The organism is Photobacterium sp. GB-1 (assembly GCF_003026165.1).
GTDB lineage: Bacteria > Pseudomonadota > Gammaproteobacteria > Enterobacterales > Vibrionaceae > Photobacterium.
In genome coordinates this window covers 1-16,268 of the sequence record NZ_PYOB01000002.1, presented here as the reverse complement: position 1 = coordinate 16,268, position 16,268 = coordinate 1, and the positions used below count along the sequence as shown (strand labels likewise).

The following is a 16,268-nucleotide window of genomic DNA, read 5'->3' as shown; positions in this document are numbered from 1 at the left end:
CTCTGATTTTGAACATAAGAATAATATTATGCGTTTATCAATACCTAACATCTTAAGTTTCGTTCGGCTCATGCTTATCCCATTTTTTGTTATTGCCTTTTATGTGCCGTACGAGTGGTCTGCTTTTGCAACAGCGTTAATTTTTTGGGTTGCGGGTGTCACCGATTGGTTCGATGGCTACCTTGCTCGTAAATTAAATCAAACAACTCGGTTTGGTGCTTTTATTGATCCTGTTGCTGATAAACTCATGGTAGCAACGGCCTTAGTACTCGTGGTTGAGCATTATCATTCAGTATGGGTTACGATCCCTGCTGTCACTATGATTGGTCGTGAGATTATTATTTCAGCATTACGCGAATGGATGGCAGAAATTGGTAAACGTGCAAGTGTTGCCGTTTCTTGGGTAGGGAAAGTGAAGACTGCCTCTCAGATGTTTGCTCTATTATTGTTGTTATGGCATCCGCATGAATACGTTGTATGGTTAGGTTATGTATCTTTGTATGTTGCAATGGTATTAACGTACTGGTCAATGGTGCAATATTTAAAAGCAGCCAAAGGTGATTTGCTTAACGCAGAAAATCACTAGTAAGTCCTATTTTTGAAAAAGGCCTGATTAATCAGGCCTTTTTTATATCTCGAGTATTTGTTAATACACCCTCTCTTAGTTATATTGAGTGAAAATTAAACGATTAAGGATGAGGGATCAGCGCAGTGGAATATGCTCAAGAATACTCAAAGAAAGAAAAAGCGGTTCGGATCTTGGCTGGAGTATTCGTTGGGAGCGTCATTTACTTTCTTCATACAATCTGGCTGATACCTATTATTAACGATGTTTATCTCGTCCACATTGCTTTGAATGGTTGGGTTTAATCTCGCTGATTATTTTTGGTATTTAGTGATGGTTGGTGTGCCACTATTTGCTTTTACGATGAGTTGGATATTGATACCGCGAGCTATCGCTGGAATTCGTGAAGGGCGCTTTCCACCTAAAGCCGTAAAAGTCTATCGACCAACGAAAGTAAAAACAGGATTTTTGGCTGGGTTAGTATTAGCTATGCACTTATCAATTCCCTTCGTACTTTTATTACTTGCTGCTTTGGGGTATCTACAAGCTCCTCATTTTCCTACTTTTGATAAGCAAGCGTTAGATCCTAACCTGTGTATAAAAGATAATGCTCATTAATGTTCAACATGCAGATTTATCACTCTTTCTTGTTGAAATTATATAATCTGCATGTTGATTTCTTGTCTTAATGGCAAGCTAATCTTCATCGTTACTATTAATAATGGTGACAGGACCATAATAATGATGGTGGTGGTGAGTGGTATAATGGTGGTGATGTGTACCTTTATGTGCAGCTCCTGTTCCACCGTGAATATGATGTCCATGAGAGGGTTCATGGCCGCGATATTCTTCATGATCTTTATTATGTTTATGCTCTACATCATCATCGTAACGGTGTTCCATTTTTTCATGCGTTGAACTTTTAGTTTTTTGAGTAGCCATAAATGCCTCTGTTATCAGTAGATTTCGTTTATTAGTCTAGTTCATAACTTTAAAAACGTCGGTACATTTGCTGCTTATATAAGTGTTAAATATTTTTCATATGTTCATAGCATCTCGGCGTTTAATGTCTTTGTGACCATCTTCTGACACACCGCTTTTCCAATAACTGCTAATGTAAATGAACTCTCTTTCAACGTTTTTTTCATTGCGAAAATATTGTCGTAGTTCACGCATGGTATCGAATTCACAGGCTGACCAAACAGAAACCTTGCCATCTTTCCAAGGTAATGATGTGGCAGTATCTGCTAGCGATTCAGAGGCTGTTATCCAGATCACTTTAATATCTTCAGGCTTAGATAATTCCTGTATATCCTCTTTATCAATAACTTGAATAACGGCGTATCCCTTCGCATCTATTGGCAGCCTTTGTATTTTTGTCGTTAATGATGGTAGCGCGGTCATATCGGCAACCATAAAAAACCAATCTGCATCATGATTGAGGTCTTTAATTTCCCCCGGGCCTAATAGACTAATTTTATCGCCTAATGATGCTTGCTTCGCCCATTTAGCGGCATAGCTGTGATCGCCTTGATCTGTATTATGACGAACAAAATCGACTTCAATACTATTTTCTTCTGGAATATATTTTCTAATCGTATAGGTACGCATCACTGGTCGTTGCCCTTTCGGCACAAGACTAATATCAGTACTGCCATTTTCAGCAAAAAGTAATTTTATATAGTTTCCTGCACTATTCTTAGAAAATGCAGATAAGCACTCTCCTTGTAAAGTGATTCGTTGCATATTGGTTGTGATGGTTTCGCTGTTTATTACTGTTACTTCGTTATTCATGAGCCACCAATTGAGAATGGTTTTTATTTATATTAACAAGGCGCTGTGCAATAAGATATCTTATTTACTATTTTTTACGCATATGGTTAACAGTAATTATTTGGACGAATATCTATATTTATTCCCTGTAAGTGACAGATATAATGGATAAAAACGTTGTTCGATATCGGGTGGTTTATGTTTAAAAATAAAACAGTGTTAGTACTAGCAGGCGCACAAGGAATTGGTAAGGCATGTAGTAAGTTATTGGCCTCTCAAGGCGCCAATGTCTATGTTGCTGATTGGAATATTGATGAGGCAACAGCGACGGCTAATGAAATTACCAAAAATAACGGTAAAGCAACGGGGATGTTTTTTAATGCGTTCGATAATGATTCTTACGCGCCGTTGATTGATTCTATTCTTGAAAAAGAAGGAAAGATTGATGTGCTGGTTAACAACTTTGGCGGTGTTGATTTACGTAAAGATCGTGACTTAGCCCATACTGAAGTGGTTGATTGGGAACAGAATATGCTTGCTAATATAAATAGCGTATTTATTCCATCAAAAGCAGTTATTCCAACGATGGTTAAACATGGTGGTGGGAGCATTGTAAACATCTCATCACTGTCTTCTTTAAGTGCTGAAATGTCGAGCATCTCTTACGGCACGGCAAAAAATGCCATTAACCATATGACACGTCAAATCGCGATTCAATACGCGAGTTTTGGTATTCGTTGTAATGCAGTACTACCAGGAATGATTGCGACAGATGCTGTGAAAAATAATTTAAACCAAGAGTTTATTGATAATTTCTTAGCGACGCAGCCAATTAAACGTATGGGGGAGCCTGAAGATATTGCTAATGCGGTGAGTTTCTTAGCAAGTGATCTGGCAGGTTTTATTACAGGTGTTTGTTTGCCGGTTACAGGTGGTATGAATATCGCGCCAGCACGCTATTACTTTGATGCAGATAAAGTGAGCTTCTGAGTTTTACTTATTAGTTCATCACGTTAATTTTCTATACTGATCAAACGGCTCAATGTGCAGCCGTTTTTTTATAACTATTCGTGTATAACTAGAAAAGGGTAGTGATCAACAAATTAAGGAGTGATGATGATCCCGATTGATTCTTCGATTGTAGCGGGCGTTGCGTTATCAGAAATTGATGGCGTGATGAAGATGCTACTCATGAAGCGTGTTAAAGGTGGATATTGGTGTCATGTTGGCGGTTCTATCGAAGGTGATGAAACGGGTTGGCAAGCCATTGTCCGTGAGTTTAAAGAGGAGACCCAAATTGAAGTGGTAGATCTTTATAACGCCCAATATCTGCAACAGTTTTTTGAAGCCAACGTTAATGTGCTGCAAATTATTCCTGTTTTTGTGGTGATGTGCCCTCCAAATCAAGCCGTAACACTTAATCACGAACATACAGATTATCAATGGTGCACACTAGAAGAAGCAAAAGCACTAACGCCATTTCCCAATCAGCACCGTGTTTTTGATCATGTATGGGCCTATTTTGTTGATAAGCCGATTGAGTCTCTTTTTAAAGTAGATATTAAGCAGTACATTCCAGATTATTGAGGAAATTGAAAATATGGGAAAAGTGATATTAAAAGGATTTATTGTCGTTCCTGAAGAAGAACTTAATCTTGTTAGCAAAGCACTTGAGAAGCACGTCGAATTAACAAAGCAAGAGCCCGGCTGTCTAGTGTTTAATGTTTATCAACGTTCACATTCTCCTTGTTATTTTGATGTTTATGAAGAGTTTTCTAGTAATACTGCGTTCGAACATCACCAAAGGCGAGTCAAAGCATCTGAATGGGGGAGAGTCACTTCAAATGTTGAACGCCATTATGAGGTGTGGCAAACCGAGAACGAATAGAAAAGGATAATTCAATGGAGTTTTTGCTTCCCTATAAAATGACAATTTGGGTTATTGGCTCTTTGGGATTGTTGTTACTATTGCAATTAATCGTATTAGATATTGCTATTCTTAGTCAAAAGCATATCCCTGGTTTTACTATTGAAGCTAACCATGAACACTTTTTATTTCGTGCTAATAGAGCATTAGCTAATAGTAATGAAAGCCTTGGGATCTTTATTGTATTCGTTCTGTTTGCATTATTTTCTCAGCCCATTGCTCACTGGATTAATGGCTTCGCTGTGGTTTATTTATTCGGACGAATAGGGCATATGTTGTGTTATTACTTTAATTTAAAAGTATTACGCAGTATCTTTTTCGCGGTGAGTTTACTGGGGCTTATTGGACTATTTGTTACTGCAGTTATGGCTTGGCTGTAAATTGAGTTATTTTGCTTGTAAAAATGATCGTCACAAACGTATTAAAAAAGGCACTAGTAATAAACTTTAGTGCCTTTTATTTGATTGCGTTAGCTTACCTTACGGTTTACTTGATATTGATAAACTTTTGGATAGCTTTGTGTTTCTATCTCTTGTCTTGCTTTAAACCAATTTAAGCGATGAGTGAGGGTCGTAACACTACCTATCACAATAAGCGCTGGGCTTTCAGCCTCTTTGGCTAATATCTCTAAGTGTGCTAAATCACCAGTATGTACTTGTTGTTGTGAACTGGTACCACGTTCAATAATAGCAATAGGTGTTGCCAGCGACATGCCATACGCACTGAGTTTATGGCGAATAACATGGCTCTGGTTTAACCCCATATAAAAGACTAAAGTGTGGTTAGCGCGAGCCAGTGATGACCAGTCAATTTGATCTTTACCTTCTTTTAAATGTCCGGTAATAAATTGAACACTTTGTGCATGATCGCGATGGGTTAATGGAATACCAGAATAAGCGGCGCAACCGGATGCTGCTGTAATACCAGGTACCACTTCAAAGGGAATATTAAACGGCAATAAGGCTTCTAGTTCTTCGCCACCTCGACCAAAAATAAACGGGTCACCGCCTTTAAGTCTAACCACTAATTTTCCGCTGAGTGCTTGTGCTACTAGAATTTGGTTTATGTCACCTTGCGGTACACAGTGATTTCCTGCTTCTTTGCCCACAAAAATGCGTGCACAATGTTGAGGGAATAGTTCAACAATGTCGTTAGATACAAGGCGATCATAGACAATGACATCAGCCTGTTGAATACAACGTAATGCTTTTACTGTTAACAAATCAGGATCACCAGGACCTGCACCTACAAGTATTACTTTACCGATAGCAGCAGGTTCTTCTTCTGAGGTTGGCAGTGAAAACACAGTTTCATTCGTTGTCATTCTATTAGCTCCAGGCTGATTTTTATTTTAGGTTGTCAATTAAGCGGCTTGCTGTTGCGGTTCTGTTTTCTGCGTAGAGCCTAAATATGGGCGTTGGTTACGCGGTGTGGCGAACCAGTAGCCTAAGCCCATAAATACAACACCTGAAATTGTATTACCTACCGTTACCCAGAATAAGTTATGACCAATTCCCGCTAGGGTGAATGCTTCCTTATGTTGACCAAACCATGAAAGAGCAAAGATGGTCATGTTAGCAATAGAGTGCTCATATCCTGATGCGATGAAGGCCAGTAAGCACCACCAAATAGCAATAAATTTAGCTGAGCCTTCAACACGCTGGCACATCCAAATGGCTAAACACACAAGCCAGTTACATAAAATACCTTTAAATAAAAGTACCGATGCTGAAGCGTCTGTTTTTGCAAGAGCGACGTTATTTAATAAGCTATTTGCATCAGGTAATAGTTTTCCGCCACCTGCGTAGAAAAACAATAACGCGACGCCAACTGAGCCCAGTAAGTTTCCCATCCATGTTTGTGGTAAAACGCGAAGTGTATCAGCGACAGTGATTTGGCCTGTTTTAACACCAAAAGTTAAAAACATAGTGTGTCCGGTAAATAACTCAGAGCCCGCAATAATTACGAGGGTAAGAGCAATACCAAAGGTCGCTCCCATAACAAGTGGGCGAATAGAGGGATCAACCATATTGCCTAAAGTGAAAATCAGAATGATGCCAAGACCAACATAAGCCCCCGCCATGGCTGAGCTTAACCAAAACCCGAATTTTTCCTTATCTGCAAATTCAACGATACGTGCGGCATTGGCTGAACATTTTTTAATTGTGTCTGCGTACATAGTTTTGTCCCTGTATAAAATTAAACTCTTTGGCATAAATAAGTTCGGTACTGGGCTTGTTACTTATGCCAAAAAGTGGGAAGTAGCACTGAGGCTAGTTCCCATTCTTATCGTTACAGTTGGACTAACACATTGCCGTCTTTGACTGTGACTTTGTAGCTTTCAATGTTCATTGCAGAATTTTCTAAGCAACGACCGTCAAGCAGAGAAAAGCGTTGTTTTTTTAATGGGCTAGCGACCCATAATTCATCTTGGTGCTGGCAAATAAGCCCGCGAGATAACACATTGGACTTTGAAAACGGATCCATATTATTTATCGCAAACAGTTGTTCGCTATGATCGGGACGAAAGATGGCAACTTGCTTGTCTTCAATAAGGGCGCACACGCCAGTACCAGGGATTAAATCGTCTAATTGGCATGCAGTGATCCAAGAACTCATACATTCTCCTCCAATGAAATGATGTAAGTGTTGGCTTTTTCTTCGTTAGATGCAGGACGATGTTGGTCACGGCTAGGTACAAACACGACATTATCATCACGCTTATCGCTGTTAATAAAGTGACTAAAGCGTTTTAGTTGCTGTTCGTTATCTAACGTATTTGACCATTCACAATGGTAAGAGCTAATCAGCTTTTCAATATCAGCTTCAAGTTGATCGTTAATACCCAGTTTGTCGTTAATGATCACTTCACGAAGGTATTCAACACCACCATCAAGGCTTTCTAACCATGTTGATGTTCGCTGAAGTTTGTCAGCTGTACGTACGTAGAACATGAGGTAGCGGTCAACATATTTGATTAAGGTGTCGTGGTCGAGATCGGCTGCCAGTAAATCACCGTGGCGAGGTTTCATACCACCGTTACCACCAACATACATATTCCAGCCAGCATCTGTTGCAATAAGACCTAAGTCTTTGCCCTGTGCTTCAGCACATTCGCGGGTACAACCTGATACACCAAACTTCATTTTGTGAGGAGTACGAATACCTTTGTAGCGGTTTTCTAGTTCAACACCTAAGCCGACACTGTCTTGTACACCAAAGCGGCACCATGTGCTTCCGACACAGGTTTTGGCCATACGTAGCGCTTTGGCATAGGCTTGTCCTGTTTCAAATCCTGCTTCAATTAAACGTTGCCAAATGGCAGGTAAATCATCTTTCTGTGCGCCAAATAAACCGATACGTTGTGCGCCTGTGATTTTGGTATATAAATTATAATCATTAGCGACTTGTGCAACGGCGAGTAATCCAGCAGGTGTTACTTCACCACCTGCCATACGAGGGATCACTGAATAAGTGCCATCTTTTTGCATGTTGCCAAGGAAAATGTCGTTGGTATCTTGCAGTGGGGTATTTTGAGGCGTTAGTACATAATCATTCCAGCAAGAAGCCAAAATAGAGCCAACGGTTGGCTTACAGATTTCACAGCCGTAACCTTTACCGTATTTCGCTAATAGTTCATCAAATGACTTGATCTCTTCAATACGGATCAAGTGGAATAACTCTTGGCGAGAATAAGCGAAGTGTTCACAGAGGTGGTTATTTACTGCAATACCGGCTTTTGCGAGTTCGCTGTTTAGCACTTGCGTGATAAGAGGTAAACAACCGCCACAGCCTGTACCCGCTTTGGTAACGGCTTTGATTTCGCCTAATGTCGTATGTCCATCAGCAACCGCTGCTGCAATCTTACCTTTAGTCACATCAAAACAGGAACACATCACGGCGCTTTCTGGTAGGGATTCCACGCCCATGGCTGGTTTTGCTGCACCCGCATGAGCAGGTAAGATTAAACTGTCAGGGTTTTCTGGTAGCTCAATATTGTTTAGCGATAATTGTAAAAGGTTACCGTAATCTGATGTATCACCAACAAGTACGGCTCCTAGAAGATATTTACCATCTTCAGAAACAATAATGCGCTTATACACTTCTTCTTGTTCGTTTAAATAAACATAGCTTTTACAGTTTTTAGTACGGCCATTAGCATCACCAATACTGCCAACTTTTACTCCGAGTAGCTTCAATTTGGCGCTCATGTCAGCACCTTCAAATTGCTGCTTTTCTCCTAATAAGTGACCAACCGCGATTTGTGCCATTTTGTAACCTGGCGCCACTAAACCAAAGAACATGTTATTCCAAGAAGCACATTCACCGATGGCGTAAACATCGGCATCTGATGTTTGGCAAACGTTATTAATGGCAATACCACCACGTTGACCTGTTGTTAGTCCACATTGTGTAGCTAATTTATCTTGCGGACGGATACCGGTAGAAAACACGATGAAATCAACTTCAAGAGAAGTGCCATCTGCAAATTGCAGAGTATTACGTGCATTTTCACCGGAAGGGATGATCTCTTGGGTATTTTTACCTGTATGAACATTTACGCCGAGTTGTTCTATTTTGTTTCGTAGCTGCTGACCACCTTGAGGATCAAGTTGCTCAGCCATAAGGACATTAGCAAACTCAATAACATGAGTTTCAACGCCCAGTGCTTTTAGTGCGCCAGCCGCTTCTAAGCCAAGTAGTCCGCCACCGATGACAACGCCACTTTTACTGCGTTTAGCGGTTAATTCAATCGCTTTAAGATCTTCGATCGTGCGGTAAACAAAACAGTCTTTGTTTTCGCTACCTTTAATGGGTGGAACCCAAGGGTAAGATCCGGTTGCCATGATGAGTTTATCGTAGCGAATTTCACGACCTGTATTAGAGAGAATAAGCTTTTGTTCACGATTAATGTTAATGGCGCGTTCGCCGAGCAAAACATTAATTCCATGTTTTTCGTAAAGTCCTTGCTTAACAAGAGAAAGCTCATCAGCTGTATGGTGAGAGAAATAAGAAGATAAATGTACTCTGTCATATGCGACACGGGGTTCTTCACAAAACACGGTTACTTCGTAGTTTTCGATATTCGATCTATCTATTAATTCTTCGATGTAACGGTGGCCGACCATACCGTTGCCGATAATTGCCAATTTAATTTTGCTCATAAAACCTACTTCACCATACCTTAAATTGGTTGTAGTGTATTAAGACAAAATGTGAAGAAATATGATTTAAATCAAGTGGCATTCTAAATACTACTTTAGTGGTATTTCAGAAAATCAATACGTTAGATTTACGATTTTATAATAAAGCGTCTTCGATTCTATTAGTTTGTATGTTGTTAATTATTTTACCTTATTGAATTATAATGATATTTATATTTATTGGGCTTTTTGTGGGGTAATGTTAAAGGTTGTTTTAGCTCTAGTAACAGTCGAATTATGGCTAAATTTTCGAACATAATTAATTGTAAAAGTTTGTATCTTTTTATTTTTCAATATTGTTTTTTATTAATAGGTTGTGGTATTTTTGCCCAGTCTTAGCTTGAGTAAGATAATAACGTAGTTCATCTAGCAATTACGCAGTAGGTATTTATGCTTATCAGCATAAATAGAAGGGAATTTATACGATGTTCAGTTTTGTAATAGCTGACACATATTTAAGGGACCCAACAGTGGATCTATTATCACTTTCATTTCATTTTGGTTTTCATTTACCAAAATACCGTATTATTACGGAGCCTTGATCGTTCCTGATCAAAAATCACACTAAACATAGAGTTGCATATTACTGCAGGTGCTTATTGCTTCTGCATATTTGTATTTTGAGTGTGGTTTCATCTTTAAAAATCTTAACTCGGTATTTATATCGTTATTAATATGGTTTTTGCTTATCTTTTGTTACGTTTTTTGTGCAAAAGCTAAGTGATGACAGGAACGAAATATGTCTACACTTTTTAATTTTGGCGACACTGATCTATCAACAACAGTGCCTGTTGTTAATGGTTTATATGACTTAACGCTTGATGAATTGTTATTAAGCCAAGAGCACTATGAATCGGATGTGCGTTCATACCCAAGACGTTTACCTTTAGCAATAGCGAAAGCGGCAGGTGTATTAGTTGAAGATACCCGTGGGCAATTATTTGTAGATTGCTTAGCTGGGGCAGGAACACTAGCACTTGGCTATAATCACCCAGAAATTAATAAGTCAATTGTTGACCAATTAGAATCAGGTCTACCATATCAAACTCTCGATATCACAACGGTTGCTAAAGATAAATTCATTAAGCAATTGTTGAACTTCCTCCCCGAATCGTTTGCGAATAATGCCTGTGTGCAATTTTGTGGTCCAACAGGGGCTGATGCGGTAGAAGCTGCGATTAAACTTGCCAAACAAACAACAGGTAGAAATACCCTGGCCGCTTTTCATGGTGCTTATCATGGAATGACAAATGGCACGATGGCTATGATGGGAAATTTAAACACGAAATCTCGCCGTCAAGGGTTAATGGCTGATGTACATTTCCTGCCATTCCCCTATTCATTACGCTGTCCGTATGGTTTGTCTGGCGATGAAGGCGCAAAACAAAGCTTACGTTATATCGAACGTATGCTGAGTGACGATGAAAGCGGCATCCAAAAACCTGCAGCCATCATTGTAGAGCCTGTTCAAGGTGAGGGCGGGGTTATTCCTGCGCCTGCTTTTTGGCTGCGAGAATTACGTCGAATAACGCAAGAGCATGGCATTCTACTTATCTTTGATGAGATCCAATGCGGTATTGGTAAAACTGGTCACAATTTTGCGTTTGAAGAATCAGGGATCACGCCAGATATTCTTTGTTTATCAAAAGCGGTGGGCGGTGGTTTGCCAATGTCAGTCCTTGTTTTTAATAAAGAGATTGATAGTTGGAATCCTGGAGAGCATACCGGCACATTTCGTGGCAACCAGCTAGCGATGGCAACAGGCGCAAAAACGTTAGAAATTATCGAACGAGACGGTTTAGTTGAGCATGCCCAAAAAGCAGGTATGTATCTGCGTCGCGGTTTAGAAAAAGTGGCAGCACAAACAAGCTGTATTGCTGAAGTGCGCGGTAAAGGCTTAATGTTGGGCATCGAAATTGTCCAATCTGATGGTAGTAAGAATAAGTTTGATGAGCCGATTGCCGATCCTGAGTTAACCGCTGCGATTCAACGCTCTGCATTAGAGCGCGGTTTGATTATTGAAAAAGGTGGGCGTCAAGGCTCGGTATTACGCTTTTTACCGCCTCTTATCATTAGCTTTGAACAACTTGATTTTGTGATTAATACGGTTAAAGAGGCTATTGAGGCCCATGTTGAACCGATTGAACAAGGATTGGTGTTAGAGTCGGATAATAAAGCTAATTGGAAAGAGTACTTTATTCAAACAGGTAAAGGCGGATCTGAGAGCTTTGAAACGGCACTGAATCAAACGACTCAAGTACTAAAAAAAGTCTTTGAACAAACCAATCAGCCTTATTCGGGGATGGATCCTCAATTATTAAAAACGCTAATTAATGGCATTGATTTAAATCAGCCACAATCCTCACTTGATGCCGTGATTGATCAAACAGGCGATCTTATCGCGAAGCACTCAATTATGGTGCAACATCCACACTGTATAGCGCATTTGCATACCCCGCCACTTATCCCTGCTATTGCAGCAGAAGCTTTTATTGCCGCATTGAATCAGTCAATGGATTCATGGGATCAGGCCAGTGCAGCAACGTTTGTTGAACAGAAAATTGTTGACTGGTTGTGCGATGTTTATCAATTAGGCCAACAAGCAGATGGTGTGTTTACCAGTGGGGGAACACAAAGCAATCTGATGGGATTATTGTTAGCACGCGATTGGGCTGCAGACACGATCTCTGGTCATAATATTCAGCAACAAGGTTTGCCATCATACGCGGATAAACTACGTATATTATGCTCGAAAAAATCCCATTTCACGGTGCAAAAATCAGCGTCGTTGATGGGGCTTGGTGAACAATCTGTAGTCTGTGTTGATACCAATCCTGATGGCACTATTCAATTAGCATCATTGATTACCACTATTGAAGCATTAAAAGCCGATGATCTTATTCCATTTGCCGTCGTTGGCACTGCTGGGACAACAGATCACGGTGCAATTGATGATCTTACCGGATTGGCAGATATTTCCGCTCGTCACAATCTTTGGTTCCATGTTGATGGGGCATACGGTGGCGCACTGATTTTAAGTCGTCATCAAAGTCGATTACATGGCATTGAAAAAGCGGATTCTTTAAGCGTTGATTTTCATAAGCTTTTCTTTCAACCGATTAGCTGTGGTGCAGTGTTAGTGAAAGATAAAGCGCACTTTAAATACCTGCTCCACCATGCTGATTATCTTAATCGTGAAGATGATTTACTGCCAAATTTAGTGGATAAATCAATAGCAACAACTAAGCGTTTTGATGCTTTAAAAGTGTTAATGACTATGCAAAGCGTTGGCGCTGATGCATTAGGTGAAATGTACGACCATCTTATTAATCAAACGCAGCATGTCGCCGATTTAGTTAATCAACAACCGCAATTTGAGTTATTGGCCGATCCTGCTTTATCTACCGTGCTTTTACGTTTTGTAGGTGAAGGAGCAAACGTAAGTGAGCAGCAGCTTAACCAATTGAATAAACAATTGCGTATAGATGCATTAGTACAAGGACAAGCTGTACTGGGTGAAACTGTTGTTGACGATAAAGTGGCATTGAAGTTCACAATTTTAAACCCGTGTTTAACTATTAACGATTTTAAAACCTTATTGAATAAAGTCTCTCAATTAGGTCAATCGCTATTGTCTTCAACTCAGTAAGACAACCACACAGATAAATGAATTTAAAAGGAAAGAAATAATGGCTATTTTACAAATTGGTGCTGGTGGTGTGGGCTGGGTTGTCGCACATAAAGCGGCGCAGAATAATGATGTATTGGGTGATATTACATTAGCTTCCCGTACAATCAGCAAATGTGAAAAGATCATTAGCTCGATTGATAAGAAAAGTAATCTAAAAGATCCGACAAAGACAATTCAAGCACGTGCTGTCAATGCAGACGATGTTGATGCATTAGTTGCTTTAATTGAAGACGTGAAACCTGATTTGGTTATTAATGCAGGGCCTCCGTGGGTCAATATGTCAATCATGGAAGCGTGCTATCAAGCGAAAGTTTCTTACCTCGATACATCTGTTGCTGTTGATTTATGCTCTGAAGGTCAGCAAGTGCCTCAAGCTTATGATTGGCAATGGGGTTACCGTGAGAAGTTCAAGCAAGCGGGGATCACTGGCATTTTAGGGGCAGGTTTTGATCCGGGTGTTGTTAGTGTGTTTGCAGCCTATGCCGTAAAGCATTTGTTTGATGAAATCGACACCATTGATGTCATGGATGTGAATGCAGGGGATCACGGTAAGAAATTTGCGACTAACTTTGATCCAGAAACCAATATGTTAGAAATTCAAGGTGATTCATTCTATTGGGAAAACGGTGAATGGAAACAAGTCGGTTGTCATAGCCGTATGCTTGAATTTGATTTCCCGTTAGTCGGTAAGCATAAAGTTTATTCTATGGCACATGATGAAGTACGTTCAATGCAGGAATTTATTCCAGCAAAACGTATTGAATTTTGGATGGGCTTTGGTGACAAATACCTCAATTATTTTAATTGTATGCGTGATATTGGCTTATTAAGCCCAGATCCACTCACGCTGCATGATGGTACTGTTGTACAACCACTGCACGTTCTTAAAGCGTTATTACCGGATCCAACATCGCTTGCTCCTGGCTATACAGGAAAAACCTGTATCGGTACTTGGGTACAAGGAAAGAAAGAGGGCAAAGAGCGCAGTGTGTTTATCTACAACAACGCTGATCATGAAGTGGCGTATGAAGATGTAGAGCATCAAGCAATTTCATACACAACAGGTGTTCCTGCTATTACTGCCGCATTACAGTTCTTTAATGGTAAGTGGGCTGATAAAGGTGTGTTCAATATGGAGCAGCTAGACCCAGATCCATTCTTAGCAACAATGCCAACCATTGGTTTAGATTGGCATGTTCAAGAATTGCCTGTTGGTCAGCCTGATATTCACATCTTGAAATAAGACACATCTATTTAAGCGAGCTTGTATATAGAAGCAGGCTCGCTTTCTTACTTATATAAAAGAGAAAGCCGTATTGAAAACGCCATATTTCATGATTGATGAGCAGAAGCTGATCAACAATTTAGAACAAGCTAAAAAGTTAAAACAATTATCCGGAGTAAAACTCGTCCTTGCATTGAAATGTTTTTCCACGTGGGGCGTGTTTGATGTCATGAAGCCTTATCTTGATGGTACTACCAGCAGTGGGCCGTTTGAGGTTAGATTAGGTGCTGAAAAGTTTGGTGGTGAAACGCATGCTTATAGTGTGGGATATAGTCAAGAAGACGTAGAAGATGTTCTACAGTACTGTAATAAAATCATTTTCAACTCTGTTTCTCAATTGCAAGCTCATCGCCATTTGGCTGACGGTAAAGCGTCTGTTGGTCTACGTTTAAATCCGGGGATAAGTTGTGCAGGGCAAGATTTAGCTGATCCTGCTCGTCAATATTCGCGTCTAGGGGTGCAAGAAAACCTATTAACAGATGAACTGTTTGATGAACTCGATGGCGCGATGTTTCATATGAACTGTGAAAATAAAAGTGCAGATGCGTTTATTGCGTTATTAGACTCTATATCAGAACGTTTCGGGCGTTATCTTGAAAAACTTGATTGGGTGAGTTTAGGTGGCGGTGTTTTCTTTACTTGGCCGGATTACGAGCTAGAAAAGTTAGCTATTGCATTAAAAGCATTTTCAGAGCGTTTTAATGTTCGGTTATATCTTGAGCCGGGTGAAGCTATTATTACCCAAACGACTGACTTAGTGGTGACTGTGGTTGATATTGTCGAGAACGGTATGAAAACTGCCATTGTAGACAGTGCGACAGAAGCACATCGGCTTGATACCTTAATTTATAATGAACCCGCAACAATCACAGAATCGTCAAAAGAGGGGAGCCATCAATACGTGATTGGCAGCTGTTCTTGTTTAGCAGGCGATCAATTCTGTGTTGCCAGTTTTGAACAGCCATTAACGATTGGACAGAAATTACATATTGCAGACAGCGCAGGTTATACCATGGTGAAGTTAAATTGGTTTAATGGTTTACGTATGCCAAGTATTTATTGCCGTCGCAGTAATGGCAGTATCGAAAAACTTAATGAATTTAGTTATGAGGATTTTGCTGCATCGTTATCGCGATCTGCAATCTTATAAGCAAACTAAATTCAAACAATAAGATTGTCTGGTTTTTGATCATTTATGGGCTGATTTATGGTTCGATGTTATGGAATTTAACCAGTTAAATAAAAAGTCATAATTTTTCGTTGACTGATTCTGTAAAATCAGTAAATTACACCACGTACCGCAGCGAGGTGACTCGTTGAGGGCAAAAAATTCTGGAGAAGATAACTTCTTTAGGAATTTTGCGGCGCGTTGGCAGAGTGGCTATGCAGCGGATTGCAAATCCGTGGACCTCGGTTCGACTCCGGGACGCGCCTCCATTCTCTTATGAGAATCTATGCGACACTAGCTCAGCTGGTAGAGCGCAACCTTGCCAAGGTTGAGGTCACGAGTTCGAACCTCGTGTGTCGCTCCAAATTAAAGATTATGGCGAAAGCGGTAATCACAGATGGTGTCTAACCATCGCAAGAAATTGCGTGCCCTGGTGGTGGAATTGGTAGACACAAGGGATTTAAAATCCCTCGGCGTTCGCGCTGTGCCGGTTCAAGTCCGGCCCGGGGCACCATCTAATTGAGAAGTAAAATGGCGCGTTGGCAGAGTGGCTATGCAGCGGATTGCAAATCCGTGGACCTCGGTTCGACTCCGGGACGCGCCTCCATTCTCTTATGAGAATCTATGCGACACTAGCTCAGCTGGTAGAGCGCAA

General features: G+C 40.3%; 15 protein-coding genes and 4 tRNA genes. 13 read left to right on the top strand and 6 right to left on the bottom strand.

From position 1 onward, the window contains the following. Window positions 1–28: 28 nt before the first annotated feature. Together pgsA and C9J45_RS02750 are read left to right on the top strand one after the other, a co-directional pair. The gene (pgsA, locus tag C9J45_RS02755; RefSeq protein WP_005368388.1) at window positions 29–586 is read left to right on the top strand and encodes a CDP-diacylglycerol--glycerol-3-phosphate 3-phosphatidyltransferase; all 558 of its coding nucleotides are present in this window, start codon (window positions 29–31) and stop codon (window positions 584–586) included. Window positions 587–856: 270 nt separating this feature from the next. Next, window positions 857–1,183: a hypothetical protein gene (locus C9J45_RS02750; protein ID WP_107292119.1), complete on the top strand. Its 327-nt coding sequence runs from the start codon at window positions 857–859 to the stop codon at window positions 1,181–1,183. A gap of 78 nt (window positions 1,184–1,261) precedes the next feature. On the opposite strand, the gene C9J45_RS02745 is transcribed toward C9J45_RS02750, so the two are convergent. Then, entirely contained in the window at window positions 1,262–1,507 is a 246-nt protein-coding gene (locus C9J45_RS02745; protein WP_107206338.1) for a hypothetical protein, read from the bottom strand. Between the two features lie 96 nt (window positions 1,508–1,603). Next, window positions 1,604–2,359 (bottom strand): siderophore-interacting protein, encoded by a 756-nt coding sequence (locus tag C9J45_RS02740; RefSeq protein ID WP_107259566.1) that lies wholly within the window; start codon window positions 2,357–2,359, stop codon window positions 1,604–1,606. Between the two features lie 177 nt (window positions 2,360–2,536). Between C9J45_RS02740 and C9J45_RS02735 the strand changes: the two genes are divergently transcribed. The 4 genes from C9J45_RS02735 to C9J45_RS02720 all read left to right on the top strand — a co-directional run bounded on the left by C9J45_RS02735 (window position 2,537) and on the right by C9J45_RS02720 (window position 4,645). Further along, a complete protein-coding gene (locus C9J45_RS02735; protein ID WP_107246060.1) occupies window positions 2,537–3,328 on the top strand; it encodes an SDR family NAD(P)-dependent oxidoreductase in 792 nt (263 codons plus the stop codon). Window positions 3,329–3,454: 126 nt separating this feature from the next. Further along, window positions 3,455–3,925 carry an NUDIX pyrophosphatase gene (locus C9J45_RS02730; RefSeq protein ID WP_107292118.1) on the top strand — a complete coding sequence of 157 codons (471 nt, stop codon included), beginning with the start codon at window positions 3,455–3,457 and terminating at the stop codon, window positions 3,923–3,925. Window positions 3,926–3,938: 13 nt separating this feature from the next. After that, on the top strand, window positions 3,939–4,226 hold the full coding sequence (locus C9J45_RS02725; RefSeq protein ID WP_107290553.1) for a putative quinol monooxygenase: 288 nt from the start codon (window positions 3,939–3,941) through the stop codon (window positions 4,224–4,226). A gap of 14 nt (window positions 4,227–4,240) precedes the next feature. Continuing rightward, entirely contained in the window at window positions 4,241–4,645 is a 405-nt protein-coding gene (locus C9J45_RS02720; RefSeq protein ID WP_107246036.1) for an MAPEG family protein, read from the top strand. Between the two features lie 89 nt (window positions 4,646–4,734). On the opposite strand, the gene cobA is transcribed toward C9J45_RS02720, so the two are convergent. From cobA to nirB, 4 genes are all read right to left on the bottom strand, one after another. Continuing rightward, window positions 4,735–5,589, bottom strand: coding sequence for a uroporphyrinogen-III C-methyltransferase (gene cobA / locus C9J45_RS02715; protein WP_107246038.1), 855 nt, complete (start codon window positions 5,587–5,589; stop codon window positions 4,735–4,737). 39 nt (window positions 5,590–5,628) lie between these two features. Further along, window positions 5,629–6,444, bottom strand: a complete 816-nt coding sequence (gene nirC, locus C9J45_RS02710) for a nitrite transporter NirC (protein ID WP_107292117.1) — start codon at window positions 6,442–6,444, stop codon at window positions 5,629–5,631. Between the two features lie 113 nt (window positions 6,445–6,557). Beyond that, entirely contained in the window at window positions 6,558–6,884 is a 327-nt protein-coding gene (gene nirD, locus C9J45_RS02705; protein ID WP_107206345.1) for a nitrite reductase small subunit NirD, read from the bottom strand. Continuing rightward, on the bottom strand, window positions 6,881–9,430 hold the full coding sequence (gene nirB, locus C9J45_RS02700; protein WP_107292116.1) for a nitrite reductase large subunit NirB: 2,550 nt from the start codon (window positions 9,428–9,430) through the stop codon (window positions 6,881–6,883). The genes nirD and nirB overlap by 4 nt, the downstream gene beginning before the upstream one ends. Window positions 9,431–10,208: 778 nt before the next feature. Here nirB and C9J45_RS02695 point away from each other — a divergent pair. The 7 genes from C9J45_RS02695 (at window position 10,209) to C9J45_RS02665 (ending at window position 16,220) form a co-directional block, all read left to right on the top strand. Continuing rightward, complete coding sequence (locus tag C9J45_RS02695) at window positions 10,209–13,118, top strand: pyridoxal phosphate-dependent class III aminotransferase (RefSeq protein ID WP_107292115.1); 2,910 nt, start codon at window positions 10,209–10,211, stop codon at window positions 13,116–13,118. A 40-nt stretch (window positions 13,119–13,158) separates the two neighbouring features. Beyond that, a complete protein-coding gene (locus tag C9J45_RS02690; RefSeq protein ID WP_107206348.1) occupies window positions 13,159–14,403 on the top strand; it encodes a carboxynorspermidine synthase in 1,245 nt (414 codons plus the stop codon). 55 nt (window positions 14,404–14,458) lie between these two features. Next, the gene (nspC, locus tag C9J45_RS02685; RefSeq protein WP_369918772.1) at window positions 14,459–15,595 is read left to right on the top strand and encodes a carboxynorspermidine decarboxylase; all 1,137 of its coding nucleotides are present in this window, start codon (window positions 14,459–14,461) and stop codon (window positions 15,593–15,595) included. Between the two features lie 213 nt (window positions 15,596–15,808). Beyond that, window positions 15,809–15,882: transfer RNA gene (locus tag C9J45_RS02680), tRNA-Cys, on the top strand. Between the two features lie 19 nt (window positions 15,883–15,901). After that, a tRNA-Gly gene (locus C9J45_RS02675) sits at window positions 15,902–15,977 on the top strand. 63 nt (window positions 15,978–16,040) lie between these two features. Beyond that, a tRNA-Leu gene (locus tag C9J45_RS02670) sits at window positions 16,041–16,127 on the top strand. 19 nt (window positions 16,128–16,146) lie between these two features. Beyond that, window positions 16,147–16,220, top strand: a tRNA-Cys gene (locus C9J45_RS02665). Window positions 16,221–16,268 lie beyond the last annotated feature (48 nt).